We start from the raw sequence: 23,389 nt of genomic DNA on the forward strand, positions 1-23,389 counted from the left end.
ACGTTATTGTCATGTATAAAAATAGTGGTAGGATGTCATACCATTAGCAGATGAAACGGAAATTTAACGCCAGGTACAACACATTGATGTAGACTGTTTGTAACTGTAGCGTATCCTTTCAAATGCACAAGACTACACTAAAAACAATAACTTGATCTAAAAATTACCCGCGCTAAGGGGGAAGCAACAATGATAAGACAGCCACTATTTGCAAAGCATCGATTAGCGCTCAGCGTCGGCGCAGCGATGTTGGGCATGAGTAGCGCCGCACACAGTGCCAGCTTTACGGTTGGTGATTTCGATATCAATTTTGATTCGACTTTTTCATACGGTCAGAGCATTCGTACCGAAAACCGTGATTTCGATCAGTACGTGGGGAAGAGTAATCACCCACGTTTCGACTGGAGCAATTACAACGCAGCGCTTAATCCCATCTATAGTTCCAGCGACGTTTGGAGCCAACCCGGTGCCTATTCCAACAATGGTGACGCCGGTAACCTGAATTTCGACAAGGGCGATACGTTTTCGCAATTGTTAAAAGGGACTCATGAACTAGCGATCAATGGCGACTCTTACGGCTTATTCACCCGTTTCATGTATTTCTATGATTTTGCGCTGATGGATGGCGACTATGCCTATACCAACCCGGTATCTGGCGAAAGCGTTGACCCATGCGATTACGACGAAACCAAAGAGCAGGTGTGTGCCGACTTCCGCCTTCTTGATGCCTTTGTGTGGGCCGACTTCGATTTTAATGATGGTCAAAACCCGCTATCACTGCGTTTAGGCCAGCAGGTTGTAAACTGGGGTGAAAGTACCCTGATTTCACACGGCATCAACGTGAACCCGGTTGATATCGACCGTTTAAAAGCGCCGGGCGCTGAGTTAAAAGAAGCCTTTATCCCCGTGGGGATGTTTTGGGCCTCGCTGGGTATCACCGAAAACCTGTTCCTTGAAGGTTTCTATCAATATGAGTGGCATGAAACCCGCTTACCGGCGACGGGCAGTTATTTCTCTACCAATGATTTCGCCTCGGAAAACGGCTTTAACCAAAACGTTCAATTAGGCTTTACCTCCAACCCGGACATTGACCTGGCGTTTTTAACCGACAGGCTGAACAACCTCACTTCAGATTGGCAGGCGGCTGCGGCGGCGCAGGGCATCGACCCGACTTCTGCAGCAGGCCAGGAACTGCTTGCAAACATGTATCTGGCCTATCCAACCAAGGTGGCCCTTAAGGGCGAGGGTAAGCGCGGTAAAACAGAGCCCAGCGATGGCGGTCAATACGGTTTACGCTTAGGCATGTTTATGCCTGAATTGAACGACACCGAGCTGGCCTTGTATTACATCAATTACCACAGCCGTCGTCCGGTGATCTCAGGTCAGGTTTCTGACTTCACCGCCATTGGTGAAGACCTGGCGATGATCATGAGCACAGAGATCAATAGCGATAATGTTAACGATCTGAAGGCCTTTACCAAGGCTAAACTGGATTACCCAGAAGATATCAAACTCTATGGTTTAAGCTTTAACACTTCTATCGGCGAAACCGCGTTGGCCGGTGAATTCGCTTTCCGTGAAGACGAGCCATTCCAGGTGGATGACGTAGAGTTACTGTACGCGGGTATGCCAGAGCAATTAGCATTGGCGGGATTACGTACGGAATTTTCGGGTATTTCTCAGCTAAGCCCGGGCGATGCCACTGCGGTAGTTGGCCCAGGTGGTACGGCTCAAGGCTATATTTTGCGTAATACGGCACAAGTGCAATTTACCGCAACGCATCTGTTTGGCCCAGCACTCGGTGCCGATAGCTGGGCGGTGCTTGGTGAAATCGGTGGTGTGCGTATCAATAACATGCCGGCCTATGATGAATTACGCTTAAATGTATCCGGCACCGGTCGTAGCGGCGTTATTCAAGGTCCATTGGCGGATGATTATTCGGCGTTACATATGGCGCTGTCTAACGGTCCAGAAACTAACCCATTCCCAACGGCGTCGGCCTGGGGTTATCGTCTAGTCGCCAAAGGCGATTATTATGACTTGTTCTCCGGCGTTAACTTCTCGCCACGCTTCGTATTCTCACACGATGTCAATGGTATTACCCCAGATCCCATGTTCCTGTTTATTGAAGACAGAAAATCATTGGGAATTAATATGAATTTTAACTATCAAAATACTTGGTCTTTTGATTTAGGTTACAACTCATTCTGGGGCGGCGGCGCCACCAATACTTTTGCCGATCGTGATTTTGTTTCCTTTAATATCAAATATTCAATTTAAAAGGGTATCCGTATGTTGACTAAACCTACCCTCATTGCAGCAGCATTCTGTGGTTTATTTGCCACCACTGCAGTACAGGCTAAAATTTCGCCGGAGCAGGCGGCTCGCTTAGGCGCGGATCTGACGCCAATTGGCGCCGTAAAGGCGGGTAACGAAGATGGCTCCATTCCAGAATGGAATGGCGGTATCACCGAAGTGCCGGCAAACTACAAGCCAGGCATGCACCACCCGGATCCGTTTGCCGCAGATCAGGTGTTGTACACCATAGATAAATCAAATCTGGAGCAGTACAAGAGCCTGTTAAGCCCTGGTCAGATAGCCTTGTTTGAAGCCTATCCTGATACCTTTAAGATGCAGGTGTACCCAACTCGTCGTAGTGCCTCTTATCCGCAGTCCTTCTACGATGCAACGAAAAAGTACGCCACCCAGGCCGAGTTGATCGAAGGCGGCAACGGTATTAAGAATACCGCTATTGGTATTCCATTCCCAATACCCTCAAATGGCCTTGAGGCTATTTGGAACCACCTGCTGCGCTATCGTGGTCAGTCGATTTCGCGTTTTGGTGGTCAGGCAATGCCTACCGCTTCCGGTGCCTATAACCTGATCGGTTTCGACGAGCAGCTACTGATTAAATACGCCGATAACGATGCCACGCCAGAGCAATTGGAAGAGTCTAATATCCTCTTCAAATTTAAGCAGCGTGTTACCGAGCCGGCACGTCTTGCAGGCACCGCCTTGTTGGTGCATGAAACCATGGACCAAATTCTGACGCCACGTCAGGCATGGACTTACAATACGGGTCAGCGCCGTGTACGTCGCGCGCCTAATGTAGCTTATGATGCTCCGGGAACAGCGTCGGATAACCTGCGTACTACCGATGACTTCGATATGTTCAACGGCTCACCAAACCGTTACAACTGGGAGCTAAAGGGTAAACAAGAGTTGTTGATCCCTTACAACAGCTACAAGCTGCACAGCGACTCACTCAGCTATGATGACATCATCAAACCGGGTCACGTAAATCCAGAGCATGTACGCTACGAAAAGCACCGTGTATGGGTTGTAGAAGCAACATTGAAAGAGGGTACACGCCATACCTATAAAAAACGTACCTTCTACATTGACGAAGACAGCTGGCAGATCTCGGTTGCCGACTTGTACGACAATCGCGACCAACTTTACCGTGTCGCTATGGCCCATGGTCTAAACTATTACGAAGTGCCAACTCAATGGAGTACGCTTGAGGTTTACCATGATCTTAACTCGCGTCGTTACCTGGCCATTGGCCTAGATAACCAAGAAGAGATGTATGACTTCTCACAGTCGTTCAATGACAACGAGTTTACATCTAACGCCCTTCGTCGCGAAGGCCGTCGTTAATCCTCGCACTTCGCTAGGCTCACTTCTGTGAGCCTAGCTTCTTGATTCAATCTCTCTTTTGGGCGCAAATTTATATGAAGTACTTGCTTAGTTGGGCAACGTTGCTTTTGTCGCTGCACAGTGTGGCTCAAACAACACCTCAGCCCGCTTATCATGCCGAGCAGGCGACGCAAACGCTTTTCACCGATATCACCGCCACCGACGAGCGGGTCGTTGCCGTTGGTCAACATGGCACCATAGTTATCAGTGATGATACTCAGCAATGGCACCAAGCGCAGTCTCCGGTCGATGTATTGCTAACCTCAGTCTATTTTATCGATAACAACAAAGGCTGGGCCTGTGGTCACGACGCCACCATTTTAAATACCCAAGATGGCGGCCAAAGTTGGCAGATTCAGCAGTTTTTACCCCAGCTTGATAAGCCCTGTTTGGACATCACCTTTATGGATGCGAAACAGGGCATAGCCGTGGGAGCATATGGCATGTATTTTGTCACCGAGGACGGTGGCCAAAGTTGGCAGAAGCGATTCCTTGATACTCTGTTATTTGCCGAGGACCGCGATTACTTAAACGACCTTAAGGCCGAAGACCCGGAGGGGTATGAAATAGAAACCGCTTCAATTTTGCCGCACTTTAACCGTATTGCCAGCACCAGTAAGGGCTTATATATAGTCGGTGAAATGGGATTGATTGCGCACAGCGCTGATGGCGGCCAAAACTGGCAGCGTGAAGAAGAAATTTATCATGGTTCCTTTTTCGACATCACCGAAATGGCTGGCAACCTGTATGTCGCGGGATTACGTGGTAATGCATTTCGTTACAGCGATGAAGGCGGTTGGGAACAATTGATGGCCAACGAGCAAGCAACCATGAACAGCATAATGACAACGGCCGATGAGCAGTTATACATATTCGCTAATTCGGCGGTGATCTATCACCTTGATGACGCCAGCGGCACGCAACTGCAAAGTGAGCAACTCAGCGATGGTAAGGCTATCTTGAACGGTGTGCTGTTCAAGGACAAATTGATATTGGCCACTGAAGCCGGGATCCAAAGCAAGGAGTTTAACTAATCATGCATATTATAGTGGAAGCATTAGAACGCAGCTTATTCCGCCATCGCATGTGGGTGATAGCGGCCTTTGCTCTGGCCACCGTGGCCCTGGCTTTTCAAGCTACCCAGCTTAAGCTCGATGCGTCATTTAATAAGAACATTCCCCTTAACCACGAATATATGAAGGTGTACACCAAACATGAAAAGCAGTTTGGTGGCGCCAACAGTATTTTAATTTCGGTCTGTGACGCCGAGGGTGACATCTTTAATGAAGAATTTTTCACTCAGTTAAAGTCGGTGCACGATCAGCTTTACTTTATTCCTGGCGTGAATAGGCCTTTAGTTAACTCCATCTTCTCACCAAGCGCACGCTTTGTTGAGGTGGTTGAAGACGGCTTTAGCGGCGGCCCAATCATTCCCGCCAATTTTCGCCCGGACGAGCGTGGCTTAGCTCGGGTTAAAGAGAATATCGAAAAGGCCAAGGTAGTAGGGCGCATGATTGCCTCCGACTATTCCTGTGCCATGGTCAGCGCTCAATTGATGGAGTTTGACCCGCAAACAGGTGAAAAGCTTGATACCTTGGCCATCGCCGAACAGCTAGAGAGCAAAATTCGCGATGATTTGAGTACTGACAAGGTCAGCATCCATATTATCGGTTTTGCGAAAATGGCCGGTGATATTGCCAATGGCGCCAAAGACGTGCTCTTGTTCTTTGCTATTGCCATAGTGATCACCTTTATTATGGTGTGGTTATTCTGTAAGAGCTTTAAGCTTACCCTTTTGCCCATTGTCTGCTCTTTTATTGCCGTGGTCTGGCAACTTGGTTTGCTCTCGACACTGGGTTTTGGCCTCGACCCCATGTCAATTTTGGTGCCGTTTTTGGTGTTTGCCATCGGCGTCAGCCACGGCGTGCAAATGATCAACGATATCGCCAAAAAAGTACAACTGGGCAGTAGTGCTAAAAATGCCGCAGAGTCCAGCTTTAAGGCCCTGATGATCCCAGGTGGCATCGCCTTGCTATCGGACACAGTGGGCTTCTTGACTCTGCTTGCCATCGATATCGGCATTATTCGCGAGCTGGCGATCACTGCGAGTTTGGGCGTGGCGGTGATCATCTTCACCAACCTGGTCTTGTTACCCGTGGTTGCGTCCTATTTAGAAGTGAAGAAGTTGCGAGTGCTTTCCGCGGACAACAGAAACAAGGATGCTTTGTTTAAGGTCCGTGAGTTACTGGTTTGCGCCACCGATAGAAAATATGCGGCCATCATATTGGTGTGCACGGCCTTGCTGTTTGCTTTTGGTTTTTGGCAATCGCAGAAAATGCACATAGGCGACCTGCACGCAGGTGCGCCAGCGCTGCATGAGGATGCACGTTATAACCAGGATACCTTCTTGATCTCCGACAGATACGAGATCTCCTCGGATATCCTTAAGGTGATAGTGGAAGCCTATCCAGCGGCCTGTACCGAACATGATGTGATGGAACGTATTCGCCAATTCCAATGGCGTATTGAAAACGTCCCCGGGGTGCAAAGCAGTGTGTCTCTTGCCAGCGTGGCGCAAGCGGTGAACGCCGGTTACAACGAAGGCAACTTAAAATGGCAAACCCTGCCGCGTAATACCGCTTCACTGGTGCAGGCGTCATCGCGTGTTGAAACCAGCTCAGGCCTGCTCAATGGCGATTGCTCGGTGATGCCGGTGATCATCTTTATGGCAGACCATAAAGCACAAAGCATCGATAGTGTGGTAGCTGCGGTGAAGGAAGTGGGCGCCGAGTTTGGCACCGATAAATTGAAATTCCGTTTGGCTTCTGGGCCAATCGGCGTAATGGCCGCCACCAATGAGTCGGTATCGGCGGCGCAAACACCTATGATGCTGTATGTATACGGCGCGGTTATTGCCTTGTGTCTGGTCAGCTTCCGCTCGTTGCGCGCAACCATTGCCGTGGTGTTGCCATTGTATATCGTCTCGACCTTGGCTCAGGCCTTGATGGTGGCCTTGGAAATCGGTCTGACGGTGTCAACCCTGCCGGTGATTGCCTTAGGTGTGGGCATAGGTGTCGATTACGGCATTTATATCCTATCCTCTAAGATGATCCAGCTCAACCAAGGGGTCAGCTTAAGCCAGGCTTATCGTAATGCCTTGGTCGAACGGGGCAGTGCGGTACTATTTACCGGTATCACGTTAGCGGTGGGTGTGAGCACCTGGATTTTCTCGGCACTGAAGTTTCAGGTCGATATGGGCATCTTGTTGACCTTTATGTTCCTGGTGAACATGATTGGTGCATTGCTCATAATTCCAGCAATCAGTGCTTTCCTGTGGTCGGACCAGAAAAAATAATGTGAATGTGTGTTAACGGAAATGGCCGGGAACGGCCATTTCTATCTATATTTTGTGAATAGTTAGCCAAGACGCTGAAATCATTGGTCTGATTTCAACGAAAAGGCTGTTTATTAGCTGTAAAAGCGTTAGAATTTAGCCCGACTCCACGCTATTCAGTCACCCGTTCACAAGGCGGTATAGATTAAGGAACACACAATGACACAAAATGACGGTCACGCTAGCGTTATTCTGAATAACGTCAGCAAGCTTATTAAGAGCAAAGTTAATCCAGACAAGGTGTCACTGGTCGACAAATTCGCCCACGCGTTATACAGCAATATGTCGGCTGAGGACCTAGTACACAGAAATGACAGTGACCTCTACGGGGCCGCACTTAGCCTTTGGAATTCCCTAGAAGGAAACCTGGGCGATGAGGCGGTGATCCGTGTAATTAACCCTGAAGTAGCAAAACACGGTTGGCAATCCTCTCACACCATCGTTGAAATCATCGCTAAGGACATGCCATTTTTGGTGGACTCGGTGCGCATGTCACTGAACCGTGCCAACATCGCATCACACCTGTTGTTACATACGCCGTTAAAAATTCAGCGCGATAACGATGGCGCCATCATCAATCTTTCGAACCTAAAAGCCGAGCAAGAGTCGAACTCGACGAAAACCGTGTTCTTTATTGAGATTGACCGTCAAACCGACGAAGCCGAAATTAACGCTTTCAAAGCAGAGCTTGAGTCGGTACTCAACGATGTAAGGCTTGCAGTCGAAGACTGGCAGCCTATTCGTAGCAAGTTGCTCGAAGTGATCAAAGACCTACCTAAGCGTCCTAACAATGTGGATGAGGTTGACCTCAACGAAACCATGGAGTTTCTAGAGTGGCTGGCAAGCGACAACTTTACCTTCATGGGTTACCGTCAATACCAACTGACTCCGGTAAAAGGCGACCACCAGTTGAAGGGTGTAGAAGGCACCAGCCTGGGTCTGATGAAGAACTCGGACGAAGGCCAGATCCGTTTACTATCGACCATGCCGGAAACAGCTCGTAAAGAAGCACGCAGTAACAACTTATTGGTATTAACTAAAACCAACTCGGTTTCTCGTGTTCACCGTCCGGCGCACACCGATTACATCGGTATCAAGCGTTTTGATAAAGACGGTAACGTGGTCGGTGAAGACCGCTTTATCGGTTTGTTCTCGTCAAGCTTCTATAATAACAGCGCTGCCGATGTGCCGGTGTTGAAGTCGAAGATCCGCCGCGTCCTGGAAATGAGTGATTTCGCTGTGGGTACACACGCCTATAAAGCGGTGCTGAATATCCTTGAAACCTATCCCCGTGATGAGCTGGTTCAAGCACGTGAAAGTGAGCTGCTTGATGTGGCCATGGGCGTATTGCATATCCAAGAGCGTGATATGTGTCGCCTGTTTGTGCGCAAAGACACCTATGGTCGTTTCTTCTCGTGCATGGTGTATGTACCGCGTGAGCGTTATAACACTGCGCTGCGCCGTGAAACCCAGCAAATTCTTGCGGAAGCCTTTGGCTCGAACGACAAAGTGGCCTTTACCACTTACTTCTCAGAATCAAACCTTGCTCGTACCCACTACATAGTGCGCGTGCAAGAAGACAACGTAGATTACGACGTGAAAGAAATCGAAAGCAATTTAGTAGAAGCGGCCCGCACTTGGGAAGACAAACTGCAATCGGCCTTACTTGGTAACAACGGCGAAGCCCGTGGTAATGAACTCAACCGCAAATACGCCAACGCGTTTGCCAGCGCCTATAAAGATCAGGTATTGCCGAGCGCTGCCGTGGTTGATATTGAAAAGTTAGAGCTACTTGATGACGACAACAAGCTGGAAATGCTGTTTTACCGTCCGCAAGAAGAAGTGAGCTCAAACATAGTGCGTTTATCTTTGTTCCACAAAGACGAACCAATCCACCTATCTGACGTGATGCCGATGTTGGAAAACTTTGGTCTGCGCGTTATCGGTGAAACGCCCTACGCGGTGAAAACTTCCGACGGCCAGGTAAATTGGATCATGGACTTCTCAATGTTGCTAAGCAGCAAAGAAGTGGCTGATTTTGACAAGGTATCAGCACGTTTCCAAAAAGCCCTAACGGACGTATGGAACAATCGCCTGGAAGACGATGGTTTTAACCGCTTGGTATTGGTTGGCGGCCTAACGGGTCGTGAAGCCTCAATCCTGCGCGCTTATGCCAAGTATATGCGTCAAATCGGTGTGACTTTCTCGCAAAGTTACATTGAAAGCACCTTTGCCAACTATCCGGACATCGCCACGCAGATCGTTAAACTGTTTGCCAAGAAGTTCTCGGTTAAGGCTCCAGGCACAGACAAGGCGCTAGAAAAGCTGGCTGCACAAATTTATGAAGCCCTTGAAAACGTTGCCAACCTGGATGATGACCGCATCATTCGTTTGTACGTTGATATGATCAAGGCAACATTGCGCACCAACTATTATCAGAAAGCAGACGATGGCCTGTTTAAGTCGTACATCTCATTCAAGGTCAAACCAAGCCTGCTCCCGGATGTACCACTGCCGCTGCCTGCGTTTGAAATCTTTGTTTATTCACCGCGCGTAGAAGGTGTGCACCTACGTGGTGGTAAGGTTGCCCGTGGTGGTCTACGTTGGTCAGACCGTCGTGAAGACTTCCGTACCGAGGTACTGGGCCTGGTTAAGGCGCAGCAGGTTAAGAATACGGTTATCGTTCCTGTGGGCTCTAAAGGCGGTTTCGTTTGTAAGCAGCTTCCTAGCGAGCGCGAAGCCTTCTTCAAAGAAGGACAAGAGTGCTACAAGATCTTCATCCGCGGTTTACTTGATATCACCGACAACATTGTTCATGGCGAAATCAAAGCGCCTGACAATGTAACTCGTCATGACGAAGATGACCCGTACCTGGTTGTAGCCGCCGATAAGGGCACCGCGACCTTCTCAGATATCGCCAACGGTATCGCTCAAGAGTACGGTTTCTGGCTAGGCGATGCCTTTGCCTCGGGTGGCTCTATCGGTTACGACCACAAGAAGATGGGCATCACGGCTAAAGGTGCGTGGGAGTCTGTTAAGCGTCACTTCCGTGAAATCGGTATTGACTGCCAGAACACTGACTTTACCGCCATTGCCATCGGCGACATGGCTGGTGACGTATTCGGTAACGGTATGTTGCTTTCTAAGCACACCCGTTTACAAGCGGCATTTAACCATATGCACATCTTTATCGACCCGAATCCGGATGCGGCCACGTCGTGGGAAGAGCGCAAGCGTTTATTCGAGCTGCCGCGTTCAAGCTGGGAAGATTACAACAGCGACTTGATCTCACAAGGCGGTGGTATCTTTAATCGTAGTGCCAAGTCAATCACCTTGACTCCTGAGATCAAGAAGATGATTGGCACTAAGAAAGCGGCGATGACGCCAAACGAGCTGATCAAAGCACTACTGATGATGCCGGTAGACCTACTGTGGAACGGCGGTATTGGTACCTACATCAAGGCTAAGTCAGAAACCGACACAGACGTGGGCGACCGTGCCAACGACGCACTGCGCATTAACGGCGGCGAGCTGGGTGCGAAAATCTTCGGTGAAGGCGGTAACCTAGGTGCCACGCAACTGGGTCGTATCGAGTTTGCGGCCAAAGGTGGTCGTATCAACACCGACTTTATCGACAACGTGGGCGGTGTAGCCTGTTCGGATAACGAAGTTAACATCAAGATCTTGCTTAACTCTTTAGTGGGTGAAGGCGATCTGACCAAGAAGCAGCGTGATGAATTGCTCTATGCGATGACGGATGAAGTATCTGAGTTGGTACTGAAAGACTGTTACCGTCAAACGCAGACCATTTCTGTGACGCAATCTAAAGGCACATCAACGCTTAAAGAGAAGATCCGCTTTATCCACGCCCTTGAAAAAGAAGGCAAGCTGGATCGCGTTATCGAATTCTTACCGAGCGATGAAGAGCTGGCAGAGCGCGCTGCGGCAGGTAAAGACCTGACCCGTCCAGAGCTATCTGTGTTGGTGTCGTACGCGAAAATGGTGCTTAAAGAAACACTGGTAACAGACGAAGTATCGGAAAATCCATACTACCGTCAGCTATTGGTGCAATCATTCCCTGTGCCACTACGTGAGCGCTTTAATGCAGCCATGGATAACCACCCGCTGCGCAGTGAAATCATTGCCACCAAGTTGGCCAACAACATTGTCAATGACATGGGCCTTAACTTCATGGTGCGCATGCACGAAGAAACCGGTGCTTCGGATGCCGAAATCGCCCTGTGTTACAGCATGGCTCGTGAAATCTTCGCCTTGCCGACGACCTGGAGCGAGATCAGTGCATTAGACAACCAGGTTGATGCGGCGGTACAAACAGAGATGTTGTATCAGCTTCGTCGTACCGTACGTCGTGCTACACGTTGGTTCCTGCGTCATCGCAATAAAGCCTTGACCATTGAGCAGAGCATCGAACACTTTGCCCCTTGCTTTAAAGATCTAACCGACAATCTGCACAGCTACATGGTGAGCACAGAGAGCGAGCAGATCCGTAAAAATGCAACGGCCCTGGCTGACAAAGGTGTACCGGCGCAGCTGGCAATGCGTATCGTATCGCTTTCAAGCCTGTTCTCAGCAATGGATCTGGCGGAAGTGGCGACACAAAGCAAACGTTCAACGGCGATCGTTTCGAGCACTTACTTCAAGTTGGGTGCGCGTATGGGCCTACACTGGTTCCTTACACAGATCACCAATCAGCCGGTACAAAACCACTGGCAAGCGCTTGCCCGTGCCTCTTACCGTGAAGAGTTGGATTGGCAGCAGCGTACCCTAACCGATGTGGTACTACGCAGCTTCGATGACAAGGAACAGGATGTTGATGCCCAAATCGACGCCTGGATGGATGAGCATGAAGCCTTATTGCACCGCTGGCAGCAGATGCTAAGCGAATTCAAGACCTCACAAAGTCATGATTTTGCGAAGTTCTCCGTCGCGCTGCGTGAGTTGATGTTACTTGCACATAACTGTGATCAACGTAACTAAGCTCTCTGTTAATAAGCAGTAAAACTCTGTAGAATACCCCAGCTTTTGGCTGGGGTATTTTTTTTCTAGGGGGATCCATGTTTTACGAATTAGCACGCCGTTTTATGTTTACCAAGGACGCGGAATGGGCGCATGACTTTGCGCTAAACAACCTGCGTCGCTTTGCTAACACGCCATTGTCCGTGGCCTGGTCGCAAAACGTGGCGGATAAGCCAACCGAGTTTCTTGGTTTGGAATTTAAAAACCCAGTGGGTTTGGCCGCCGGCCTGGATAAAAATGCCGAGTGCATCGATGCCTTTGCGCAAATGGGCTTTGGTTTTATCGAAGTAGGGACGGTCACGCCTCGTCCGCAGGCGGGTAACGACAAGCCGCGTATTTTCCGTTTGCCAGAGCAGCATGCGGTGATCAACCGTATGGGCTTTAACAACAAGGGCGTGGATAACCTGGTTGCCAATGTTAAAGCGTCTAACTATCGCGGTATTTTGGGCATTAATATTGGTAAGAACAAGGATACGCCGAACGAGCAGGGCAAGGATGATTACATCCATTGTATTCGTAAGGTGTTCGAGCACGCCTCTTATATAACGGTCAATATTTCTTCACCCAACACGCCGGGTCTGCGTGACTTACAGTACGGCGAAGCGCTGGACGATCTTTTGTCTAGCCTGAAAAATGAGCAGCTGGATCTAGTCGCCAAGCACAATAAGCAGGTACCCATGCTGGTGAAGGTGGCGCCGGATCTCGATCAGGTGCAGGTAGAGCAGGTTACGCAATCACTGCTGAATAACAAGATAGACGGAGTTATCGCCACTAATACGACCTTAGACCGCACCGCCGTCCAGGGCTTGCAGTATGCCGATGAGGCCGGTGGCTTATCCGGTCGTCCGGTGCGCGCCAAGTCCTTAGAAGTGATCAAGGAGATCAAGCGAATTTCCAATGGTCAATTGCCGATTATCGGTGTTGGTGGTATCGACAGCGCCGAGTCTGCCAAGGAGAAACTCAATGCTGGTGCGGATCTGGTACAGATTTATACCGGATTTATCTACGAAGGACCGGCGCTGGTAAAACGGATCATTAACGGCTTATAAGGATCCGTTATTGATATGGACGATCCCTAGTAAAATGTTATTAGAATTTATTTTACAGGGGATCGCCAAGCGCTATAATCCAAAGTTATAAGCATTGATTTTATTGACTTTAATTTAGGTTAAATCGAGGAAGGGATGTTACAGGCACAGCAAGATTGGCAATGGCAAGTATGCGACGAACGCAATACACTGTTACTCGACATGGGTGACATGCAGTTTTGCACGCCATATAAAAGCCGTCAGCTGATTGATGAAGCCTTTACCCAGCCAAAGTTTAATCTGCGTGATGCCGAGTTCTATCAGCAGGTATGTCAGTACCTCAGCGGTTTCTCGCTGTGGAGTGATGCGCATATCTGCCAAATTGCCCTCAATGCCACCGCGGTCAAGCACTACCTCAAGCCCATGCTGGCTAAAAGTTGGTTTTTCGCCCCCTACAGTGGCGACCAGGTTAATCATGAAGCCGTGGTTCAACTCACCTCTTCTAAGCAGAGTGGGCAATTCCTAATCGTCGACTGTGCCGAGCACGCCAGCGTGTGTTTATGCCTCGAGTCCAGCTTTGCCTTGGATGAAAACCTAGAGCTGCAACAGTTTGCCGTGATCAAGGTGCTAAACGACCGTATTACCCCGATTTTCTCTGCCCAGGGACAACAAAAAAGCGCCTAACGGATAGGGGCTGTGATACAATCTCGGGGAATTTACGAGATAGGAAAGTCACCTTGCAATTTGTCGCTTCTACATCCATTGGCATTGAACAACTGCTACAACAAGAACTCACCGAACTAGGTGCTGAAGTCAATAAACAGCGAGTCGGCGCCGTCGAGTTCACCGCCGATAGTTTGACCGCGCAAAAGATTTGCCTGTGCACCCGTTTGGCCACCCGCATCATGCTGGTGTTGCAACAAGGCAGCGACATCGAAGATAAAACCTCCCTGTATAATTTTGCCCGCTTTCAGCCATGGCAAGAGTTTTTCGGTCCGGATCAATCCTTTGCGGTGGAATTCAGCGGTACCAATCGTCAGTTGAAAAACACTCAGTTCGGTGCCTTGGTGATCAAAGACGCCATTTGTGACTATTTCTATGACCTCTATGAGCGCCGTCCTAGCGTTAGCAAAGAAACGCCGGACGTACGCATGGTTGCCAAACTTAATCGCGATAAGCTCACCCTGTATATCGACTATTCCGGCCCGCGCCTGTCGCAGCGTGGTTATCGTAGTGCCCAGGGTAAGGCACCGTTAAAAGAACACCTGGCCGCCGCATTAGTAATGCGCAGCGGTTGGCTGGAAGACACCAGCAAGCCCTTATTCGACCCAACCTGTGGTTCGGGTACCTTGCTTATCGAAGCGGCGCTGATGGCCCAAAACAAGGCACCAGGGCTATCGCGCGAAGGTTTTGCGTTTGAGCGTCTGCCGAGCTTCCGTATCGCTAAATTCAAAGAGCTAAAACAAAGCATTAAAGACCAGGTTAGCTTGGATGTAAAACCTTGGCTTATCGGTCGTGATATTAACCCTCAGGTGATTAAAAAGGCGCAAGAGAATGCCGCTAACGCCGGGGTGAGCGAATGTATCGATTTTGCCGTTGGTGACCTTGCCGATATGAAGGCACCGGCGAAGCGCCCTGGGGTGTTGTTGGCGAACTTGCCTTATGGTGAGCGTCTTGGCTCCATGGCGGAAATCGTCGCCCTGTATCGCCAGATGGGTCATCAGTTGAAGCAGCACTTTTGTCACTGGCGCGCCGCACTCTTGATCAGCGAGCCAGAAATGCTCAAGCTGTTTAAACTGGTAAAGCATAAGCAATACAAATTTAAGAATGGCCCACTCGATACCTTGTTGGCCCTGTATGACATCACAGAGCAACAGACACAAGGACAGAGCGAAAGCAAAACGCCCTTGCATTTTGAAGAGTCGGTGGCCTTTGCCAATCGCCTGAAGAAAAATCGCCAGGCCCTGAAGAAATGGCTCAAAAGCGATGAAATCACCGCCTATCGCCTCTACGATGCGGATATCCCGGAATACAACGTCGCCGTTGATGTTTACCAAAACAGCGCGGTGATTTACGAATACGCGGCGCCAAAGAATATCGACCCCAATGTCGCGCAAAAGCGCCTGCAGGATGTGCTTATGCTCACCTGTGAGACCTTGGAGATTGCTCCGGGACAGGTTGCACTAAAGGAGCGCCGTAAGCAAAAGGGCGACAGTCAGTATCAAACTCAAGGCTCTCAAGGCAAGACCATGGTGATCACTGAGTATGGCGCTAAATTTGAGGTGAACCTGTTTGACTACCTGGATACCGGTATCTTCTTGGATCATCGCCTTGCCCGTAAGCTGGTTCGCGAGCTGAGCCAGGGCAAACGCGTGCTTAACCTGTTTGCCTATACCGGTACCGCATCGGTGCAGGCGGCGCTTGGTGGTGCTAAGTCGGTAACCACGGTGGATATGTCAAAAACCTATTTGCAATGGGCACAGCGCAACTTTGCCCTCAATAACCTTAAAAGCCCGCGCTACCGATTTGAACAGGGCGATTGTATTGAGTGGCTAAAACGCACCCGCGGCGAGTATGATCTGATCTTCTTGGATCCGCCGACGTTTTCAAACTCGAAACGCATGCGCGATAGCTTTGACGTTCAGCGAGACCATGTGACGCTGATCAAGGATGCGGCAAAGCTACTTGCCAAGCAGGGGACCTTGCTATTTTCCAACAATAAGCGTGGTTTCAAGATGGATGTGGATGCCTTGGCATTACAAGGTTTGCAGTGCGAGAACATTACCGAGCAGACTCAGTCTCCTGACTTTGCTCGCAACAAACATATTCACAATGCCTGGGTGATCCGACATGGCTAAGGTGGTGCTCTATCATACCGATGGTTGCCACCTGTGTGAGCAGGCGCATGCCTTAGTGCAACAGCACCCGGATATCGACGCCATTGAGTTGCGTGATATTATCGACCAGCCACAGTGGCTCGAAGCGTATCAGGTACGTATTCCAGTGCTGGCTTTGGCACAAGACCCACAGGCCGAGCTGGGGTGGCCTTTCGACCAGCAGGCAATCAGCGAATTGATTAAGCAGTATGGACCTAATTAGAATAACAAACGGGCAACTAGCCTATGGTACGCATCCCTTACTAGATGGCGCCAATGCCGTTATCGAGCAAGGTGAGCGAGTGTGTGTGGTTGGCCGTAACGGCGCCGGTAAATCGACGTTTTTAAAGGTACTTAGTGGCGATGTATTGCTCGATGATGGCGATATCAACCAGGTGGGCGAGCTTAAAATTGCGCGCTTAGAGCAAGATCCCCCTCGCGATAGTGACGGCACCGTATTTGATTACGTAGCCGACGGTTTACCGGCCTTGGCGCGTTTGCTTAAAGAGTTTCACAATCTCAACGCCGCCTTAGCAGACAATGCCGAGGATGAAAAAGCCTTGGCGCGTCTCGCGACGATTTCTGCTGAAATCGAAGCCAAAGATGGCTGGCGTTTTGAGTCTAAAATTAAGTTGGTACTGGGGCAATTGCAACTGGAGGCCGATGCCATGCTGGCCACCTTATCCGGTGGTTGGCTGCGCAAAGTTGCACTGGCCAAGGCACTGGTCGGTGAGCCTGATTTACTGCTTCTTGATGAGCCTACCAACCACCTGGATGTGGCCTCGGTGCAGTGGTTAGAGCAATTTTTAAAAGAGTTTAAGGGCGCTATCGTTTTTATTTCCCACGACCGTGCCTTTATTCGTGCCTTGGCAACCCGTATTCTCGACTTAGACCGTGGTCTACTGGTCTCATACCCCGGCGACTATGCCACCTACTTAGAGCGTAAAGCTCATGATTTAAAGGTGGAAGAGCAGCAAAACGCCGAGTTTGATAAAAAGCTCGCCGAAGAAGAAGCCTGGATACGCCAGGGGATTAAAGCCCGTCGTACCCGTAACGAAGGGCGAGTACGGGCGCTCAAATCATTGCGCCAAGAGCGCAAGCAGCGTATCGAGCAGGTCGGTAAGGTGGACTTAAACATCGAAACCGCCGCTCGTTCCGGTAAACTGGTGGCTGAGGCTCAGCACCTGTGCCACGCCTTTGGCGATAAGGTGATTGTGGATGACTTCTCGACCTTACTAATGCGCGGTGACCGAGTGGGCTTGGTCGGCCCCAATGGTGTCGGTAAAACCACCTTGTTAAAGCTGTTGTTTGGTCAGTTACAACCAATTAGCGGTAAGCTTAAGCAGGGGGTAAACCTCGAAATTGCTTATTTCGATCAGTATCGCGCCAAGCTTGATGAAGAAGCCAGTGTTCAAGACAATGTGGCCGATGGTAAGCAAGAAGTACAAATCGGCGGACGTAGCCGTCATGTGCTGGGCTATTTACAAGACTTTTTATTCCCACCCAAACGCGCTAGAACCCCGGTTAAAGCGCTCTCCGGTGGTGAGAAAAACCGCTTGTTATTGGCTAAGATCTTCTTAAAGCCTTCCAATGTATTAGTGCTGGACGAGCCGACGAACGACCTGGATATCGAAACCCTTGAGCTATTAGAAGAAATCGTTAACCAGTATCAGGGTACCGTGCTGATCGTCAGTCACGACCGGGAATTTATCGACAACACCTGTTCGAGCGTGTGGGGCTTCGATGGTAATGGCAAAATTACCGAGGTCATCGGTGGTTACAGCGATTACGAAGTGTATAGACAGCAGGTAATCGCCGCACAAGAGGCGGCCAAAAAGCAAGCACAAAAAGCTGCCGTTGATACGCCTAAGGCAGTGAAGCAAAAATCGGCCAATAAATTGTCTTATAAGCACAAACGCGAGTTAGAACAATTGCCTAACCAGGTGGAAGAACTCGAAGAAGCTATTGACAGCTTGCAGCAAGAGGTCAATAGTAGTGACTTTTTTAAGCAAGACAATGAAATAACCAATGCCAAATTGAACCTATTGGCAGAGCTTGAGTCGAAGCTTGAAGCTGCGTTCGCCCGTTGGGAAGAACTCGAAGAATTACAAAATCAGTAGTAGGGAAGAAGATGAAAAAATCCTTAGTTGCATTGAGCATAGTTGCCGGCCTCAGTGCCAGCGCCCAAGCCGCGGTATATCAACTAGAAGAACTCAGTACCTTAGCAGGCGCAAAACACCACTACATTGTTGATGCCAATAATAATGGCGAAGTTATTGGTCTAGCCCGTGGTATTTATAATCTGCCCATCGATGTCAGTTATATTGATTTTACCGAGGGCGCTATTACGCGCGCCTATGACAGCTGGGAAACGCTGCAATTTGAAGCCATCGACAAGGAAATCACCTTTACCCTGGATGATATTGCCGGGGGTGATTTAAATGCCGACGCCTTAACCTTTATGCTGAACTTTTTGGCAAATGCCAATGGTGATGAAAACTGGCAGAAAATAGCTGATGTGGCCGCCGTAAACTTTACTCCGAGCCCGGCGGTTGAGCAGGTATTACTGGATAAGCCTTCTTCCGATTACGAAGGCTATACTCGCAGTGTTAGCAATTTATATAATGCTATTAGCGATGATGGTGTGCGCGTCGGCAGTGGCTCGGCACCTTATGAAAAAATCGAGTTTACGCCCCAGGGTGATGACGAGCCGGAAACTTACTTTGTTCGAGATTATCGCTCGCGTGGTGTAGTGGTTTCCCCTAGCGGCGAAGTAAGCACGCTGCAACCCATCTCGGACCTTTATGGTGGCACCAGCACGGCTTCCGATATAGTGCAACGCCCGGATGGGGGTTACTATGTTGCAGGTAGCGCGTCCATTGGCGTTCCTGTTGATCGCCAGGAAGACTATGATGATCGCTGTGACGATGAAGATGAGCCTATTGCCGTGTGTGTATGGCGTTTAGAGAACCTAGCGTCAAGTAACACTCTAAATGGTATGTATGACCGCAGAGCAGTAATTTGGACGCTAGATGCCGATTTGAACACGGTTGAAACCAAGGATCTTGGCCTTGGCCTGGTGCCGGACGAAGATGATGGTAATGCGTTCGTTTCAGTGGCTTTGGCTGTAAATAGCCAAGGGATTGCCGTGGGTTATTCTCATGTTCGTAAATTTGATAATGAGAACTCCATACGCACAATGCCAGTATTGTATAAAGACGGTCAGGTATTAGAGCTTTTGAATCAAGAGGATGATTGGTTCTCTGGTAAGGCAGTGGCGATTAATGATGAAGGTATCATCACTGGGTTTGGTACTAAGCGGGTCGAAGGACGTACCACCACCAAGTTTTTCTACCATGATGTCAATACGGGTCAAACCGTGTTCCCAAGCGATTACTTCGTTAGTTCCAGCTCGGTGGCTCGTGCCATCAATGCCAATGGCGTGATCATAGGTGAAGGTGAAGTTGATGTAGTGAACTCATCGAGTCGTCGTCGCGAAGGCTTTATCTATAGCATTGGCGATGACAAGATTGCCAATATCAATGACTTGCTTCCTTGCTATGATATCGATGGCGAAAGTAACTACCCTTATAACTTTGCCGAAGCCACCGCCATTGATGATGACGGCATTATTTACGGTGTTGCCACTAAAACCAAAGAAAAGCTGAATGCCCGTGGCGAAGTTGAAGTGGATGACTCGGGTAAGATACTGTACGAAAGTGTGGCCACGCCAGTGAAACTGAGCCCGATTGCCGGTGGCGAAATTGAAGAATGTCCACCAGAAGCGGCAGAAACCTATGAGCGCCAAAGTGGCTCGCTCGGTTGGTTAGCTTTATTGGCGCTGCCTTTATTGGCTCTGAGACGCCGATTTAAGTAATCGCGTATAAATATAAAGGCCCTGTTTTGACAGGGCCTTTTTGTTATTACTCTTATACCACCCGCTTTGGCGGTGGTGAGCCTAGTTAGAAGTAGGCTCTGATCCCTAGACGGAAGTTGCGCCCGGGTAATGGAGCCTCATCCTTAATAAAGGAGGTATGCACAAAGCCGAGCTCATCTCCAAGGTTTTGTGCCTGTAAGTAGGCAACACCATCGAACTGGCCTAGGCTAAAGTTATAGTTCACCTTAAAGTCGACCAGGGTGTAAGCGTCTGTTTCGGTTTCAAACGCACTGATGTCGTTTTGTTTCAGGTAATGAGTAGCTATCAGGGCGAAGTCCCAATCTTCAAAACCATAACTTAACTGAGAGCCGATTTTTGCCGCAGGGATACGCGGCAGGTGGTCGCCATCTTTGAGTTTGGCCGTAACCGAGTCGGCAAAGCCCTTAATTTGCCAGTTTGCCGATAAGGCATAGTGGGCGTCGAACTCAAAACCGTATAGCTCGGCATCACCACTGCGATACTGGTACACGGCAAGGGCATCATCGTCGGCAAGACCCGCATCGATAAAACCACCGTCATGGTCGAACACTAATCCAGTGTTTTCTTGGTAGTAGAAATTGTCTACATCGTTATAGAAGGCACTGAAGTTAAAGCCAAAGTCGCCAACGAATTTACGCCAGCTAAAATCGATGTTGGTCGCGGTTTCCTGGGCGATATCGTCGCCTTCAAAATGGGCTTCTCCATCTTCGATATGATACGCCAGACCTAGTTCATAGGTGCCGGTCGCAATATGGGTGCCGTTGGCAAGAAGTTCGCCGGTTAGAGGAGCTCGCTCGGAACGCGACAGGCTTAAGGCTAGGGCATAACCGTCCTGGTAATTCCAAATCCCACCAAGTGATAGGCTTAAGTTAGTATCGCTGTACTCATAGGCGGTCGTTGACTCTTCATGGCCCACTTCTTCTTCATGGTCGTGGTGACCGGCTTCGTCGTTTATCTCACTGTCTAACTGGTAATCTTCGATGCGAGCACCTAATTCCAGAGTCCAGCGTGCAAATTCACGCTCTTCTAGTAGATACAGGGCATGCACCTTGGTTTTTGTTGCTGGAGTGAAAGCTTCTTCACCATCGGCGCGATAATCGGAATCACTGTAATGATAGCCAAGGGTACCATGCCACTGACCAAGGCGATGTTTGGCATTTAATCGAGCCTCGCGGCTGGTATTGCTAAACAGCGTGCCTACATTCGCGCCTTCGATTTCACCATGCTCATAATCACTGTATCCGGCGCGCAGGGTTAGCGCTTCAATAAAGCTATCATGGAAGGAGTAGCTCGCCAGGGCCTGCCAACGATCTTGCTGCATGCGGGCAAATACTTTTTCTTCGCCTTCATGCTCTCCTTCATCATGGCCATCAAGCTCACCTTCATGGGCGTGCTCGTCTTCGTGGCCGTGATCATGGCCGTGAGCGGGGATCCCATAATCGCTCTCGATAGTCCCGTAGGATAAACCCAGGGTCCAATGCTCGGTGACATAGCTGCTACCGATATTTACCGTGGCGCTATCGATAAAGGTGTTGGCAACGCGGTCATGGCGCTCTAGTTCGCCATCTTCTTCAAGGGTGAAGGTTGGCGTTTCATAGTCATGGCCAACGCGATCGCTGCCATCAACATGGAAATTAAAGCCATCATAGCCTGAGGTAAATTTACCGGCATAGGTATTGGTGTTGGAAACCGTATCATGGCTGTATTCGGCCGCACCTTGATAGCCTTCGATGCGATCCGTAGGAATGCGGTTATCAACCACATTGACGACACCGCCAATGGCACCCGAGCCATAGAGTAGGGTAGCGGGGCCGCGTAATACTTCTATCTGCTCGGCTACGATGGACTCGGTCGCCACCGCATGATCCGGACCAACCCGAGAGGCATCGCCGCTATCAAGACCATTCTGCGTAATTTTAACGCGAGGTCCGTCTAGACCACGGATCACCGGGCTTGATGAGACCGGTCCGAAATAGCTGGCATTAATGCCAGGCAAGCCTTTTAAGGTTTCACCTAGGGTCGGCTGCGCTCTATCACGTAGCTCATCACCACCGAGTACGGAAACAGGTGACACCATGTCGAGATTGTTTTTGTCCAAACCGGATGCATAGATGACCACGGTTTCAATCGCGGAGGCGCTGAGCATGATATCCAGTTGTTGCGCTTGTGCGCTGACATCCATGCGTTTATCTATGTAGTTTTCTTTACTGAAATGCAATTGCCCAGCTTGGTCGAGTTCTATGGTGAATCGGCCTTGCTCGTCGCTGCGTACACTATGTTGCTTGCCATGATAGTGAATGACGACGTCACTTAAGGGTTGCTGTTGTTCGTCGACGATGCGGCCTGAAACAACGCCGGCAAAGGCGTTCGCCGAGCTCAATAGGGCAGCAACGGCACAGGATAATGCGGCTGGTTTAAACATAAATAAAATCCGTTAACTAACAATAGTGATACTATAACATTATAAAATAACGCAACACAATAATGTTATAGTATAACTTAATTAAAAAATGATTTAGCGAGATTACACTATAATTAATGCTATTGAATAGCCAGCGTAAGCAGCTTCACCATGAGCGACAGAGGACGGGTATTTAAAGCACATTTTGCGATTGTCGATAATGTCCATCATTGCCAGCTTAACGAGCACTTTACTACCGCCCGCAGAGATGAAGAGCTGCTTGATCACTTCATCCTGCGTTTAATCGGTTTTTGCTTGTTCGCCTATCGTCATGATTTGGTGTTGTGCGAGAGCAAACAAAAGCCGCAAATAGACATTGTCGCCTATGATCTCCATGACGATTATGAACTGGTGATTGAAGTTTTTAATGACAATTGCGATGAATTAACCAAAATTTATAACCGTGCGCAAACCCTGTACGTGATCACCACTATTCCCATTTCAAATGAACTCAATGCCTGGCAAGTAAGCCACGGCAGTGCGGAGATTATTGCTTTGGAGCTGGGTTTTGTGAGTGCGCTTGAAGCGGTACTAGCGCGATCTTTGCATTGGGACGTGTGTGTCGAGCGTGATCAGCTGAGCATCACCACATCGGACTGCTATGTGAGCTCACAAGTGTTGATCAGCTGGCCTTAGCTGTGCTTAACAGGTGCTTTCTTTGAGTCAGTCGTCGCTGGCAATCACGACATCGCCATCTGGGATACTGCAACACAGGAGGATTTCGCCGTCGCGAACAAAGGCCAATGGCTCGTGACTATATTGCACTGCGCCTTGCTTTAAGGTTGCCCGACAGGCACCACAAAAGCCCTCGCGGCATTGATAGGCAGGGGTTTCACCTTGGCGCTCCAAGCTGTGCAAGATAGACGGGCTATCGGGGCTATGGCTGAGCGTTTTGCCGTTAAAGGTAATGTTAGAGGCGATTGTTTTGCACACGAGTTTATAGATATGAGGAAAATGGGCTCGTAATGAGCCCAGATG

Annotated in this window: 14 protein-coding genes; 12 read left to right on the top strand and 2 right to left on the bottom strand. The window is 49.4% G+C overall.

The features are described from left to right. The first annotated feature begins 189 nt into the window (after nucleotides 1–189). The 11 genes from C2M36_RS05585 to C2M36_RS05635 all read left to right on the top strand — a co-directional run bounded on the left by C2M36_RS05585 (nucleotide 190) and on the right by C2M36_RS05635 (nucleotide 19,911). The gene (locus tag C2M36_RS05585) at nucleotides 190–2,280 is read left to right on the top strand and encodes a DUF1302 domain-containing protein (RefSeq protein ID WP_105254078.1); all 2,091 of its coding nucleotides are present in this window, start codon (nucleotides 190–192) and stop codon (nucleotides 2,278–2,280) included. Nucleotides 2,281–2,292: 12 nt separating this feature from the next. After that, nucleotides 2,293–3,660, top strand: coding sequence for a DUF1329 domain-containing protein (locus C2M36_RS05590; protein ID WP_105254079.1), 1,368 nt, complete (start codon nucleotides 2,293–2,295; stop codon nucleotides 3,658–3,660). A gap of 74 nt (nucleotides 3,661–3,734) precedes the next feature. Then, nucleotides 3,735–4,733 (top strand): YCF48-related protein, encoded by a 999-nt coding sequence (locus C2M36_RS05595; protein WP_105254080.1) that lies wholly within the window; start codon nucleotides 3,735–3,737, stop codon nucleotides 4,731–4,733. A gap of 2 nt (nucleotides 4,734–4,735) precedes the next feature. Next, complete coding sequence (locus C2M36_RS05600) at nucleotides 4,736–7,054, top strand: efflux RND transporter permease subunit (protein WP_105254081.1); 2,319 nt, start codon at nucleotides 4,736–4,738, stop codon at nucleotides 7,052–7,054. Nucleotides 7,055–7,252: 198 nt separating this feature from the next. Then, entirely contained in the window at nucleotides 7,253–12,091 is a 4,839-nt protein-coding gene (locus C2M36_RS05605) for an NAD-glutamate dehydrogenase (RefSeq protein WP_105254082.1), read from the top strand. A gap of 77 nt (nucleotides 12,092–12,168) precedes the next feature. Beyond that, nucleotides 12,169–13,179 (top strand): quinone-dependent dihydroorotate dehydrogenase, encoded by a 1,011-nt coding sequence (gene pyrD / locus C2M36_RS05610; RefSeq protein ID WP_105254083.1) that lies wholly within the window; start codon nucleotides 12,169–12,171, stop codon nucleotides 13,177–13,179. A 135-nt stretch (nucleotides 13,180–13,314) separates the two neighbouring features. Then, on the top strand, nucleotides 13,315–13,842 hold the full coding sequence (locus C2M36_RS05615) for a cell division protein ZapC domain-containing protein (RefSeq protein WP_105254084.1): 528 nt from the start codon (nucleotides 13,315–13,317) through the stop codon (nucleotides 13,840–13,842). A 53-nt stretch (nucleotides 13,843–13,895) separates the two neighbouring features. Continuing rightward, nucleotides 13,896–16,016 (top strand): bifunctional 23S rRNA (guanine(2069)-N(7))-methyltransferase RlmK/23S rRNA (guanine(2445)-N(2))-methyltransferase RlmL, encoded by a 2,121-nt coding sequence (gene rlmKL / locus C2M36_RS05620; RefSeq protein WP_105254085.1) that lies wholly within the window; start codon nucleotides 13,896–13,898, stop codon nucleotides 16,014–16,016. After that, the gene (locus C2M36_RS05625; protein ID WP_105254086.1) at nucleotides 16,009–16,257 is read left to right on the top strand and encodes a glutaredoxin family protein; all 249 of its coding nucleotides are present in this window, start codon (nucleotides 16,009–16,011) and stop codon (nucleotides 16,255–16,257) included. The genes rlmKL and C2M36_RS05625 overlap by 8 nt, the downstream gene beginning before the upstream one ends. Further along, nucleotides 16,244–18,154, top strand: coding sequence for an ATP-binding cassette ATPase Uup (uup, locus tag C2M36_RS05630; RefSeq protein ID WP_105254087.1), 1,911 nt, complete (start codon nucleotides 16,244–16,246; stop codon nucleotides 18,152–18,154). The genes C2M36_RS05625 and uup overlap by 14 nt, the downstream gene beginning before the upstream one ends. 11 nt (nucleotides 18,155–18,165) lie before the next feature. Then, complete coding sequence (locus tag C2M36_RS05635; RefSeq protein ID WP_105254088.1) at nucleotides 18,166–19,911, top strand: DUF3466 family protein; 1,746 nt, start codon at nucleotides 18,166–18,168, stop codon at nucleotides 19,909–19,911. Between the two features lie 85 nt (nucleotides 19,912–19,996). Here C2M36_RS05635 and C2M36_RS05640 read toward each other — a convergent pair whose 3' ends face one another. After that, nucleotides 19,997–22,372: a TonB-dependent receptor gene (locus C2M36_RS05640; protein WP_105254089.1), complete on the bottom strand. Its 2,376-nt coding sequence runs from the start codon at nucleotides 22,370–22,372 to the stop codon at nucleotides 19,997–19,999. Between the two features lie 150 nt (nucleotides 22,373–22,522). On the opposite strand from C2M36_RS05640, the gene C2M36_RS05645 reads away from it, so the two are divergent. Next, the gene (locus C2M36_RS05645; protein WP_105254090.1) at nucleotides 22,523–23,047 is read left to right on the top strand and encodes a YaeQ family protein; all 525 of its coding nucleotides are present in this window, start codon (nucleotides 22,523–22,525) and stop codon (nucleotides 23,045–23,047) included. Nucleotides 23,048–23,074: 27 nt separating this feature from the next. Here C2M36_RS05645 and yfaE read toward each other — a convergent pair whose 3' ends face one another. Further along, nucleotides 23,075–23,344: a class I ribonucleotide reductase maintenance protein YfaE gene (gene yfaE, locus C2M36_RS05650; protein WP_105254091.1), complete on the bottom strand. Its 270-nt coding sequence runs from the start codon at nucleotides 23,342–23,344 to the stop codon at nucleotides 23,075–23,077. Nucleotides 23,345–23,389 lie beyond the last annotated feature (45 nt).

Origin of the sequence: Pseudoalteromonas sp. T1lg75 (assembly GCF_002964705.1) — a bacterium.
In the GTDB taxonomy this organism is placed as follows: Bacteria; Pseudomonadota; Gammaproteobacteria; order Enterobacterales; family Alteromonadaceae; genus Pseudoalteromonas.